Here is an 11,586-nt window from a genome sequence, read left to right on the forward strand (position 1 = left end):
GCCTGCTCCCCGACCCGCTTCCCGGCCCCCTCCGCGGCCTCTCCCTCGACGCCGTGCACGTACGGAGCGGCGCTGTTCGAGCACGGATCAGGGACGCTCCTCGCGCACCTGCCGTCCGGTTCCTCTATGCCCGCGGGGGCCTGCTGTTCTGCCACACCCCGGACGGTACGAGCGTGGCCGCGGCCACGTCTTGTACGTTCTTGCGCTCCCGCTGGTACGCCCCCGGGGGCACCCCCACGATGCGGGTGAAGTGCCGGTTCAGGTGCGGCTGGTCGGTGAAGCCCACCGCGGCGGCCGCGTCCGCGGGTGCGGTGCCTGCGTCGAGGAGGCGGCGGGCCCGGCGCACCCGTGCGTCGGTGAGCCAGGTGTGCGGAGGCATCCCGTAGGCGTCGCGGAAGGCGCGCAGCAGCGCGAAGGGGCTGACACCGAGGTCGGTGGCGAGCCCCTGCAGGCTCGGCGGGTCCGCCAGGCGCTCCGTGAGGACGTCACGCGCGCGTGCCGCGGTCCCGGCCCCTGCCGTGCGCACCCGGCGCTCCGGCAGCCGCCCGCCGTTGAGCCGCAGCAGCCGCGTCACCGTCACCCGCAGCAGCGTGTCGGCTGCGAGGGCGTTGCCCTCGTCCGCCGCGCGCAGCACCCGGTGCACGAGGGTCACCGCGTACGGGTCGTCGAGCACCGGACGGACGAAGCCCGGCGCGCCCCGCAGCGTCGTCGTCTCCGCCGCGATGGCGGCGACCACCTCGGGTGCCGGGTAGATCGCCCCGTACCGCCAGCCCTCGGCGTCGCCGGCCCGCCCGGTGTGCGTGGTGTCGGGGTTGATCAGGCCGAGGGAGCCCGGCCCCGCGTGGCGGTCTGCACCCGTGTGGTGGAACACGTCCACCCCCTCGGCGATCGCCGCGATGACGAAGTGCTCGTGGGTGTGCCGTACGAACGTGCGACGGATGTAGTGGGCACGGAGCAGGTCGACACCGGGCAGCGCCGCGTACCGCCAGTGCCGTGCCCGCTCCGCCGAAGCTGCCATACGCCCATTCTGCGACGTGTCCGGCGCGGCCTCCGCATCGATTCCGCGACGGGGACCCACCCGCTTCCCCGCAGGTCGGCGCCGTTGTCAGTGGCGGGGTGCACGATGGGGGCATGGTCAGCTCTGCGTCCGGTGCCGACGGCGCCCCGCGCGCCCGGCGCGCTCTCGAAGGGTTCTCCCCCGCGACCCGCGGCTGGTTCACGGGGGCGTTCTCGGCGCCCACGTCCGCCCAGGCCGGGGCCTGGCAGGCCATCTCCGAGGGGTCCGACGTGCTGGTCGTCGCGCCCACGGGCTCGGGAAAGACCCTGGCCGCGTTCCTCGCCGCGCTCGACCAGCTGGCCTCGACACCGCCGCCCGCCGACCCGAAGAAGCGCTGCCGGGTCCTATACGTCTCGCCCCTGAAGGCCCTCGCGGTCGACGTGGAGCGCAATCTGCGCAGCCCGCTGACCGGCATCCGCCAGGAGTCGGTGCGCCTCGGCATGCCGGAGCCCGAGGTGCGGGTCGGCATCCGCTCGGGCGACACCCCGGCCGCCGAGCGCCGGGCGCTTGCGACCCGCCCGCCGGACATCCTGATCACCACCCCCGAATCGCTCTTCCTGATGCTGACCTCCGCCACGCGCGAGGCGCTCACCGGCATCGAGACAGTGATCCTCGACGAGGTGCACGCGGTCGCGGGCACGAAGCGCGGCGCCCACCTCGCGCTGTCCCTGGAGCGGCTCGACGAGCTGCTGCCGAAGCCCGCGCGCCGCATCGGCCTGTCGGCGACGGTACGGCCGGTGGACGAGGTGGCGCGCTATCTCTCCCCCAAGCGCAAGGTCGAGATCGTCCAGCCGCCCTCCGGCAAGGAGTTCGACCTGTCGGTCGTCGTCCCGGTGGAGGACCTCGGCGAGCTGGGCGGCTCCCCGGCGAGCGACGCCGCGGACGGCCCGGGCGGCGAGGCGGAGCGCCCCTCGATCTGGCCGCACGTCGAGGAGCGCATCACCGACCTCGTCCAGGCACACCGCTCGACGATCGTGTTCGCCAACTCCCGCCGCCTGGCCGAGCGCCTGTGCAACCGCCTGAACGAGATCGCGTACGAGCGGGCGACCGGCGAGGCGCTCCCCGAGGACCACTCGCCGGCGGAGCTGATGGCCGAGTCGGGCGCCGCCAAGGGCGCCCCGCCGGTGCTGGCCCGCGCCCACCACGGGTCGGTCTCCAAGGAGCAGCGCGCCCAGGTCGAGGAGGACCTCAAGGCGGGCCGGCTGCCTGCCGTCGTCGCCACGTCCAGCCTGGAGCTGGGCATCGACATGGGCGCCGTGGACCTGGTCGTGCAGGTCGAGTCGCCGCCGTCCGTGGCCTCCGGGCTGCAGCGGGTGGGCCGGGCGGGCCACCAGGTGGGGGCGGTCTCCACCGGAGTCGTCTTCCCGAAGTACCGGGGAGACCTGGTCCAGGCCGCCGTCGTCACCGAGCGGATGCGGACCGGGTCCATCGAGTCCCTGCGCGTCCCCGCCAACCCCCTGGACGTGCTGGCCCAGCAGCTGGTGGCGATGGTCGCCCTCGACACCTGGCAGGTCGACGACCTGCTGGCGGTGGTCCGCCGGGCGGCCTCCTTCGCCTCGCTCCCGGAGTCCGCGTTCACGGCCGTCCTGGACATGCTCGCGGGGCGCTACCCCTCGGACGCGTTCGCCGAGCTGCGCCCGCGCGTGGTCTGGGACCGCGTCGCGGGCACGGTCACCGGTCGGCCGGGGGCACAGCGCCTGGCCGTCACGTCCGGGGGCACGATCCCCGACCGCGGCCTCTTCGGAGTCTTCCTCGCCGGAGCCGACCCCAAGAAGGGCGGCGGCCGCGTCGGTGAGCTCGACGAGGAGATGGTCTACGAGTCCCGGGTGGGCGACGTCTTCACGCTCGGCACGAGCTCGTGGCGCATCGAGGACATCACGCGCGACCGCGTTCTGGTCTCCCCGGCGCCCGGAGTGCCGGGGCGCCTGCCCTTCTGGAAGGGCGATCAGCTGGGCCGCCCGCTCGAACTGGGCCGTGCGCTGGGCGCGTTCCTCCGTGAGGTCGGCGCGCTCTCCGCCGAGGAGGCGCGCGCCCGGCTGCTGAACACCGGGCTCGACCCCTGGGCCGCCGACAACGTCCTGGCCTACCTCGCCGAGCAGCGCGACGCCTGCGGGCACATCCCCGACGACCGCACGATCGTGGTCGAGCGCTTCCGCGACGAGCTGGGCGACTGGCGGATCGTCGTGCACTCGCCCTTCGGGGCGCAGGTGCACGCTCCGTGGGCCCTCGCCCTGGGCGCCCGCCTCACCGAGCGGTACGGCATGGACGCCCAGGTGATGCACGCCGACGACGGCCTCGTACTGCGGCTGCCCGACGCCGACCTGATGAGCCTGGACCTGCTCGACCAGGACCCCGGCGCACCCTCCACGGAGTACGACGCCGAGAAGGCCCCGGTGGGCGCGGGTGACGTGACCTTCGAGAAGGGCGAGGTCAACCAGATCGTCACCGACCAGGTGGGCGGCTCGGCGCTGTTCGCCTCGCGCTTTCGCGAGTGCGCCGCCCGCGCGCTGCTGCTGCCGCGCCGCAGCCCCGGCAAGCGCACCCCGCTGTGGCAGCAGCGCCAGCGCGCCGCGCAACTGCTTGAGGTAGCCAGCGAGTTCGGTTCGTTCCCGATCGTCCTTGAAGCGGTCAGGGAGTGCCTCCAGGACGTCTTCGACGTGCCGGGCCTCACCGAGCTGATGGGCGACATCGAGTCCCGCCGCGTCCGCCTCGTCGAGGTCACCACACCGGAGCCCTCCCCCTTCGCCCGCTCCCTCCTGTTCGGATACGTCGCCCAGTTCCTGTACGAGGGCGACTCACCCCTCGCCGAGCGGCGCGCGGCGGCCCTCTCGCTGGACTCCCGGCTCCTCGCCGAGCTCCTCGGCCAGGCGGAGCTGCGCGAGCTGCTCGACGCGGAGGTCCTCACCGAGCTGGAGCAGGAGCTCCAGTGGCGCACCGAGGACCGCCGCGTCAAGGACGCCGAAGGCATCGCCGACCTGCTGCGGCTCCTGGGGCCGCTGACCGCGGCGGAGCTGGCCGAGCGGGGTGCCGAGCCCGAGTGGGCCGAGGAGCTCGCCGCCGCCCGCCGCGTGATCCGGGTCCGGATCGCGGGCGCGGAGCACTGGGCGGCGATCGAGGACGCGGGACGGCTGCGCGACGCCCTCGGCACGGCCCTGCCCGTGGGCGTCCCCGAAGCGTTCACCGAGCCCGTCAAGGACCCGCTGGGCGACCTCCTGGCGCGCTTCGCGCGGACGCACGGCCCGTTCACCTCCGCCACCGCCGCCGCCCGCTTCGGTCTCGGCGCGGCGGTCACCGAGGGCGCGCTGCAGCGCCTCGCGGCGAACGGCCGCGTGGTGCAGGGCGAGTTCCACCCGGCGGGCATCGGCCAGGAGTGGTGCGACACCGCGGTACTGCGCCGCCTGCGCCGACGCTCCCTGGCGGCGCTGCGGCACGAGCTGGAGCCGGTGCCGCCCGCCGCCCTCGCCCAGTTCCTGCCCCAGTGGCAGCACCTGAGCGGGCACGGCCTGCGGGGCATCGACGGCCTGGTCCGCGCGATCGAGCAGCTGCAGGGCGCCACCGTCCCCGCATCGGCGCTCGAGAAGCTGGTCCTGCCCTCGCGCGTGGCGGGCTACGCCCCGGCGATGCTCGACGAACTGACCGCGGCGGGCGAGGTGGTGTGGGCCGGCGCAGGATCCCTCCCCGGGAAGGACGGCTGGGTCTCGCTCTATCTGGCCGACGCCGCGCCCCTGCTCCTGCCGCCCCCGCACCCCCTGGAGCTCACCGCCCTGCACCAGTCGGTCCTGGACACCCTCTCCGGGGGATACGGCCTCTTCTTCCGCCAGATCGCCGACCAGGTCCGCGCCACCACCCACCCGGAAGCCGGCGATCCGCAACTGGCCGACGCCCTCTGGGAGCTGGCCTGGTCCGGCCGCCTGACCAACGACACCCTGTCCCCGATGCGCTCGCTCCTGGGCTCCGGCCGCACCGCGGGAGCCACCGCGCACCGCGCCAAGCGCAGCATCCCGCGCGGGCGCTACGGCAGCCTGACCGCGGCCGCCCGCGCCACCTCGCGTACCGGCCCGCCGACGGTCGCGGGCCGCTGGTCACTGCTCCCCGAGCGCGAGCCCGACCCGACCCTGCGCGCCCACGCGCTGGCTCGCACCCTCCTGGACCGGCACGGCGTGGTCACCCGCGGCGCGGTGGCGGCCGAAGGGGTCGAGGGCGGCTTCTCGGCGACGTACCGGGTCCTGTCGGCCTTCGAGGACAGCGGCCAGGCGCGCCGGGGCTACGTGGTCGAAGGGCTCGGCGCGGCCCAGTTCGCGATGGACGGCGCGGTGGACCGGCTGCGCGCGACCGCGAACGCCCGCGAGCGCACGGACGGCGCCCGCCCCGCCGACGCCCAGGCGGCCGTGGTCCTAGCCGCCGCCGACCCCGCCAACGCGTACGGGGCCGCCCTGCCCTGGCCCGAGCCGCCTCCGGTCGCCCAGCCGCGTCCGTCCACCGGGCCGGACACCACCGACGCGCCCGCGAGCCGCAAGGGTGGCGTGGTGAGCCACAAGCCCGGCCGCAAGGCGGGCTCCCTCGTCGTCCTGGTCGACGGCGAGCTGACGCTCTACATGGAGCGCGGCGGCAAGACGCTCCTGGCGTGGCCCGCCGCTCCGGAGGAGGCGGCGACCGAGGACCCTCGCCTGCAGGTCGCTGCCGAAGCCCTGGCCAAGGCCGCCAAGGCGGGCTCCTTGGGAACGGTCACGGTGGAGCGGGTCAACGGAACCGCCGCGCTGACCTCGTCCTTCGCCCCACTCCTGGAAGGAGCCGGTTTCCACGCCACTCCGCGCGGCCTGCGCCTGCGCGCGTGAGCGACACGCTCTCCTCACGCCCCACCACGCCCCCCATGCCCCCCATGCCCCCCGTGCGCCTTGTGCCCCTTGTGCGCCTCGTGCGCCTCGTGCCCCCTTGGATCCACGACACAGCCGACCTCACCGGGCGCACTGTCCCGGACTCACCCGCGCGGCAATCACCTCGATGCCGCGTACCACCGCAGGCAACCTCAAGACTCCACCCCAGCACACCAGTTGACGACCCGTCAGATCCAGTCGTACCGTCCCGTCATGCCCGTCAAGGCGTACGACCTCACCGGACGCACCGCATTCGTCACCGGCGCCGCCAGCGGCATCGGCCGCGCGACGGCCCTGCTCCTCGCGGAGGCGGGCGCCACCGTGCACTGCGCCGACCGCGACGAGCAGGGCCTCCACGAGACCGCCACCCTCATCAAGGCCGCGGGCGGCACCGCCCACACGCACACCCTGGACGTGTCCGACCGGGCACAGGTGGACCGCGCCGTGAGCGCAGCCGCGGCGCCACCCTCCCCCGCCGCCACCCCCACGCCCCGCCTCGACATCCTCGCCGCCATCGCGGGCGTCATGCACAGCAGCCCGGTCCTGGAGACCCGCGACGAGGATCTCGACCGGGTGCTGGACATCAACTTCAAGGGCGTCCTGTACGCATGCCAGGCCGCGGCCCGCATCATGGTCGACGCGGGCTCGGGCGGCAGCATCGTCACCATGGCGTCGGGCGCCGTCGACACGGGCGGCCCCGGCCTCCTCTGCTACGGCGCGGCCAAGGCGGCCGTCGTCCAGCTCACCAAGACCCTGGCCACGGAAGTCGGCCCGCACGGCATCCGCGTCAACGCGGTCGCCCCGGGCTGGATCCGCACCCCCATGACCACCCGGCACGACACGCAGGCCCAGGCGCACACGGAGAAGGTCATGGTGCGGATGTCACCGCTCGGCCGCGTCGGCGAGGCCGACGACATCGCTCACGCCGTACTGCACCTGGCATCCGACGCCGCGTCCTTCACGACGGGCCAGATCCTCCGCCCGAACGGCGGCGTCGCCATGCCCTGGTGATCCGTCCCCCGAACGCCTTCCCCCGCACCCGCCCCAGCACGGCACCCGCGCGCGCCCACCACGCCACCGCCGTCCGCTCCCCCGGCCACCGCAGCGCCCCGTCGGGCCGACGGGCGTGACGCCTCGGCCCCTGCTTGCCGGCGCCCGCCACCCCCGCGGCCCGCGCCTTGGACACGCTGTGCACGGGGAGCACGCTCAGCCCCCAGCCGCCGGCCGCGACAGCGCCCTCCAGGACGCCCGCGTCGGGGGCGAAGGCCAGCCGCAGCACGCCCCACCACCACAGCGCCCCGAAGACCAGGGCCGGCGCCCAGCGCAGGACGCGCCACGGCACGCCCGTACCGCTCACGGCTGCCACAGAGGTCACCTCCCGCCCAACGCGAGGTCGACGCTAAACGCCCGGGTTCACCCCCTGGGAGGGCGCACCTCCGGCACCGGAAGCAACACGGCGCACGGACGGTGGCCCCGCTCCGCGAGGAGCGCCCGCACAGGGCGCCCCCCGCACCACGCCTCGGCCGCCTCCGGCCGGGGCGCTCACGGTCCCGCAGGCGTCAGCTGTTCTCCGCCTGGAACATCCAGTGGTGCTTCTCCAGATCGGCGGTGATGCCGATGAAGATGTCCTGGCTGACCGGGTCCGCCTCGCCGGTCGCCTCGACCCGCTCACGCATCCGCGTGATCACCGCGCCGAGCGCCTCGACGAGCGTCCCCACCGCGTCCACGTCCTTGACCCAGCCGTCGGCGACCTTGCCTATGCCGCTGCTCTGCGCCACGGTCACCGCACGCCCGTCGGGCGAGACACCGAGGGTGGAGGCGCGCTCGGCCACGGTGTCGGAGTGCTGCCTGGCCGTGTCCACGACCTCGTCGAGCTGCAGGTGCACGGAGCGGAAGCGCGGGCCGACCACATTCCAGTGGATCTGCTTGGCCACCAGCGACAGGTCGACCAGGTCCACGAGGGCACCCTGCAGGGCGTCCGAGACCGTCTTCAGATCCGCATCGGACAGCGGGCTCTTCACGACGTACATCTGTCTCCTCCAACACACGAGCGATTGACGTAAATCCTCCCCAACCATTACACAAAAGCAGTAAATAGGTCGATTCGCGGACGCAGCGTCACGCAAGCCCCCTCAGACCCCGCCGCAGACCCACCCCGGACGCACAGAAGCCCCTGCCGGCACCCGGCAGGGGCTTCCACACACGTCTCGGAGCTGCTCGCAGGCAGCCCGGTGTCACGCCGCGACGACGTCCACCGCTTCCGCGGGCGCCTTGATCGTGACCCGTTCCGGTGGCACGCCGGCCACGGAGACGGAATTGAGCATCGAACGAACCGGCGCACGCACCGGTTCGGGGACCGCTGCTGCAGACTCAGCCAGCTCGGCGAGCGACAGTTCGTCGCTCACTTCACGCATGAGCTCGGACATCCGTACGTCAAGCGCGTCGCAGATCGCGGAAAGCAGCTCGGAGGAAGCCTCCTTCTGCCCCCGCTCCACCTCGGAGAGATAGCCGAGCGAGACTCGGGCGGACGAGGAGACTTCGCGCAGAGTACGGCCCTGGCGCTGGCGCTGCCGACGCAGCACGTCACCCAGCAGGCGACGGAGCAGAATCATCGGTGGCTCCCTCCTCGGACCGCGTAGCCGCATCCTTCACGCCCCACCGTACCGCCTCGCGCGGCGGCCGTGCGGGGAGCGATGTCGTGTTCACTCAGGGCTGCAAACATCAATTCCCCCCGTTCTGTTCCGTATCCTGTGCCCGCCCATTCTCGGCACGTTCTCCGGAGAGCTGCTCGAGAAGCAAGGTGAGCACGCTCCGTACACTCTCTGTACGGATTTCCGAACGGTCACCGTTCAACCGCAGGGCGGCCACTTTCCCACGGGCTCCGCCGTCGGCGTAACCGGGCATCCTTTCGACCGACGATCCCGCGTCCGGCGTTTTCGGCCCCGTCACCGCGGTATCCGGCCCCGTCACCGCGGTATCCGGCCCCGAAATCGCCACGTACACGGTCCCGACGGGCTGCCCGTCCTGCGGATCGGGTCCCGCGACCCCGGTGGTCGCGATGCCCCAGTCCGCCCGCAGCACCGTGCGGACGCCGTCCGCCATCTGCCGGGCGACCTCGGGATCCACCGCCCCGCGCTCGTCCAGCAGAGTGCCGTCGACCCCCAGCACGTCCCGCTTCAGCTCCGTGGCGTAGGCCGTCACGGAGCCCCGGAAGACCTTGGAGGCCCCCGGCACGGCCGTGATCTCGGCGGCCACCAGGCCCCCGGTCAGCGACTCGGCGACGGCGAGCGTCTCGCCGCGCGCGGCCATGAGCCGCAGCAGCCTGCTCGCCGACACCGCGGCGCCCGAGAGCCCGGGGGACGTCACTGCGCGGCCTCCCGGGCGGCCTCGGCGGCCGCCAGCCGTGCCTCGGCCATGCCCTGCCTGCGCAGCACCACGGCCTGTTTCACGTAGTCGAGCCCGGTCACCACGGTCAGCACCACGGCGACCGCCATCACCCAGAACCGGAACGTCGCGAGCGGCCCGGTCAGGGCAAGAACGTACATCCCGACCGCCGTGCCCTGCGCGAGCGTCTTCATCTTGCCGCCGCGGCTGGCCGGAATGACGCCGTAGCGGATCACCCAGAAGCGCAGCAGCGTGATCCCGAGCTCACGCCCCAGGATCACCCCGGTCACCCACCAGGGGAGGTCGCCGAGCCAGGACAGACAGATCAGCGCGGCGCCCATGATCGCCTTGTCGGCGATCGGGTCGGCGATCTTCCCGAAGTCCGTGACCAGGTTGTACGTGCGGGCCAGGTGCCCGTCGAAGAGGTCGGTGATCATGGCGACGGCGAAGGCGGCCCAGGCGAACGAGCGCCAGGCCGGGTCGTACCCGCCGTTGCCCAGGAGGAGCATCACGAAGCCGGGCACGAGCAGCAGCCGGATCATGGTCAGCAGATTCGCGACGTTCCACAGGCTGGCCTGATTGACCGCCGCGGCGCCCAGCTTCCCGCCACGCACCGGCGTGGCGCTCGCAGCGCCCTGCGCGCCGGAGCCGCCCGCGGGTGCCGGGACTTGTGTCATCTGCCGGCCTCCTCTAGACACTCAGCCACCAAGTCCACGCCCTCCGTGCCGACGACCTTTGCCACGACCATACGGCCGACCTGCGGGGCGCCCCCACCGGTGGCACCCGTCAAGCGGATCTGGCCGTCCGTCTCGGGGGCCTGGTGCGCGGCTCTGCCGAGCGGGCCCTCCTCCTCGTCGAGGGACTCGACCAGGACCTCGACGGTCTCACCGAGCCGCTCATCGGCGCGCTGCGAGGTGAGCTCCTCGGCCAGGCGCGCGATGTGCGCGAGGCGCTCGTCGACGACGTCCTGGTCGAGCTTCTCGTCGTAGGTGGCCGCTTCGGTGCCCTCCTCGTCGGAGTAGCCGAAGACGCCGATGGCGTCGAGCCGGGCGCCCGTCAGGAACCGCTCCAGCTCGGCGAGGTCCGACTCGCTCTCGCCGGGGAAGCCCACGATGAAGTTGGAGCGCACACCGGCCTGCGGGGCCTTGGACCGAATGGTGTCCAGGAGCTCCAGGAAGCGGTCGGTGTCGCCGAACCGGCGCATGGCGCGCAGCACGCCGGGCGCGGAGTGCTGGAAGGACAGGTCGAAGTAGGGGGCGACCTTCTCCGTCGACGTGAGGACGTCGATCAGGCCGGGCCGCATCTCGGCGGGCTGCAGATAGCTGACGCGGACCCGCTCGATCCCGTCGACGGCGGCCAGCTCGGGCAGCAGCGTCTCCAGGAGGCGGATGTCGCCGAGGTCCTTGCCGTACGAGGTGTTGTTCTCGGAGACGAGCATGACCTCCTTGACGCCCTGCTCGGCGAGCCAGCGGGTCTCGCCGAGGACGTCGGAGGGCCTGCGGGAGATGAAGGAGCCGCGGAAGGACGGAATGGCGCAGAAGGAGCAGCGCCGGTCGCAGCCGGAGGCCAGCTTCACGGAGGCGACGGGGTTGGTGCCCAGGCGCCGGCGCAGCGGGGCGCGCGGCCCGGACGCGGGGGCGACGCCCTCGGGCAGGTCCTGCGGGACGGGCGCGGGCTCCACGGGCGCGTGGCCCGGCAGGGCGACGTCCGACTGGGCGCTCTGCCGCTCCGCGGGGCTGATCGGCAGCAGCTTGCGCCGGTCGCGCGGGGTGTGGGCCTCGACGCTGCCGCCGCTGAGGATGGTCTGCAGGCGGCCGGAGATGTCGGCGTAGTCGTCGAAGCCGAGTACGCCGTCGGCCTCGGGCAGTGCGTCGGCGAGCTCCTTGCCGTATCGCTCGGCCATGCAGCCGACCGCGACGACGGCCTGGGTCCTGCCGTGGCCCTTGAGGTCGTTGGCTTCGAGGAGGGCGTCGACGGAGTCCTTCTTGGCGGCTTCGACGAAGCCGCAGGTGTTGACGACGGCGACGTCCGCGTCCTCGGCGTCCTCGACGAGCTGCCAGCCGTCCGCCTCCAAGCGGCCTGCGAGCTCCTCCGAGTCCACCTCGTTACGGGCGCAGCCAAGGGTGACAAGGGCGACAGTGCGGCGTTCGGGCATGGTCTCAAGACTACTTCGTCCCCGTCGCGGCCCCGGCCGCCAGGGTTACCCGCCGGTCGGCCCCGGGTCGGCGGCCGGTCACCCGGCCGTCACCGCCTCCCGCGCGGCATCGCTGG

9 protein-coding genes are annotated in these 11,586 nt (G+C 73.5%); 2 read left to right on the forward strand and 7 right to left on the reverse strand.

Annotated elements, in window-relative coordinates; genetic code table 11:
- Nucleotides 1–124: 124 nt before the first annotated feature.
- Nucleotides 125–1,018 (reverse strand): AraC family transcriptional regulator, encoded by an 894-nt coding sequence (locus ACFYXE_RS26485; RefSeq protein WP_389316243.1) that lies wholly within the window; start codon nt 1,016–1,018, stop codon nt 125–127.
- A gap of 113 nt (nt 1,019–1,131) precedes the next feature.
- On the opposite strand from ACFYXE_RS26485, the gene ACFYXE_RS26490 reads away from it, so the two are divergent.
- Both ACFYXE_RS26490 and ACFYXE_RS26495 read left to right on the forward strand, forming a co-directional pair.
- Nucleotides 1,132–5,892, forward strand: coding sequence for an ATP-dependent helicase (locus tag ACFYXE_RS26490; RefSeq protein ID WP_389316245.1), 4,761 nt, complete (start codon nt 1,132–1,134; stop codon nt 5,890–5,892).
- A gap of 252 nt (nt 5,893–6,144) precedes the next feature.
- Entirely contained in the window at nt 6,145–6,942 is a 798-nt protein-coding gene (locus ACFYXE_RS26495) for an SDR family NAD(P)-dependent oxidoreductase (protein WP_361166026.1), read from the forward strand.
- On the opposite strand, the gene ACFYXE_RS26500 is transcribed toward ACFYXE_RS26495, so the two are convergent.
- From ACFYXE_RS26500 to rimO, 6 genes are all read right to left on the reverse strand, one after another.
- A complete protein-coding gene (locus ACFYXE_RS26500) occupies nt 6,890–7,297 on the reverse strand; it encodes a hypothetical protein (protein WP_389316248.1) in 408 nt (135 codons plus the stop codon). The two genes, ACFYXE_RS26495 and ACFYXE_RS26500, sit on opposite strands and share 53 nt — an antisense overlap.
- 193 nt (nt 7,298–7,490) lie before the next feature.
- On the reverse strand, nt 7,491–7,961 hold the full coding sequence (locus ACFYXE_RS26505) for a DNA starvation/stationary phase protection protein (RefSeq protein ID WP_361166028.1): 471 nt from the start codon (nt 7,959–7,961) through the stop codon (nt 7,491–7,493).
- Nucleotides 7,962–8,165: 204 nt separating this feature from the next.
- Entirely contained in the window at nt 8,166–8,543 is a 378-nt protein-coding gene (locus ACFYXE_RS26510) for a helix-turn-helix transcriptional regulator (RefSeq protein WP_361166030.1), read from the reverse strand.
- Nucleotides 8,544–8,652: 109 nt separating this feature from the next.
- Nucleotides 8,653–9,240, reverse strand: a complete 588-nt coding sequence (locus tag ACFYXE_RS26515) for a CinA family protein (RefSeq protein WP_389316300.1) — start codon at nt 9,238–9,240, stop codon at nt 8,653–8,655.
- A 53-nt stretch (nt 9,241–9,293) separates the two neighbouring features.
- On the reverse strand, nt 9,294–9,992 hold the full coding sequence (gene pgsA / locus ACFYXE_RS26520; RefSeq protein ID WP_361166035.1) for a CDP-diacylglycerol--glycerol-3-phosphate 3-phosphatidyltransferase: 699 nt from the start codon (nt 9,990–9,992) through the stop codon (nt 9,294–9,296).
- The gene (gene rimO / locus ACFYXE_RS26525; RefSeq protein ID WP_361166038.1) at nt 9,989–11,470 is read right to left on the reverse strand and encodes a 30S ribosomal protein S12 methylthiotransferase RimO; all 1,482 of its coding nucleotides are present in this window, start codon (nt 11,468–11,470) and stop codon (nt 9,989–9,991) included. The genes pgsA and rimO overlap by 4 nt, the downstream gene beginning before the upstream one ends.
- Between the last annotated feature and the right edge of the window lie 116 nt (nt 11,471–11,586).

Source organism: Streptomyces sp. NPDC002564 (assembly GCF_042889645.1).
GTDB lineage: Bacteria > Actinomycetota > Actinomycetes > Streptomycetales > Streptomycetaceae > Streptomyces.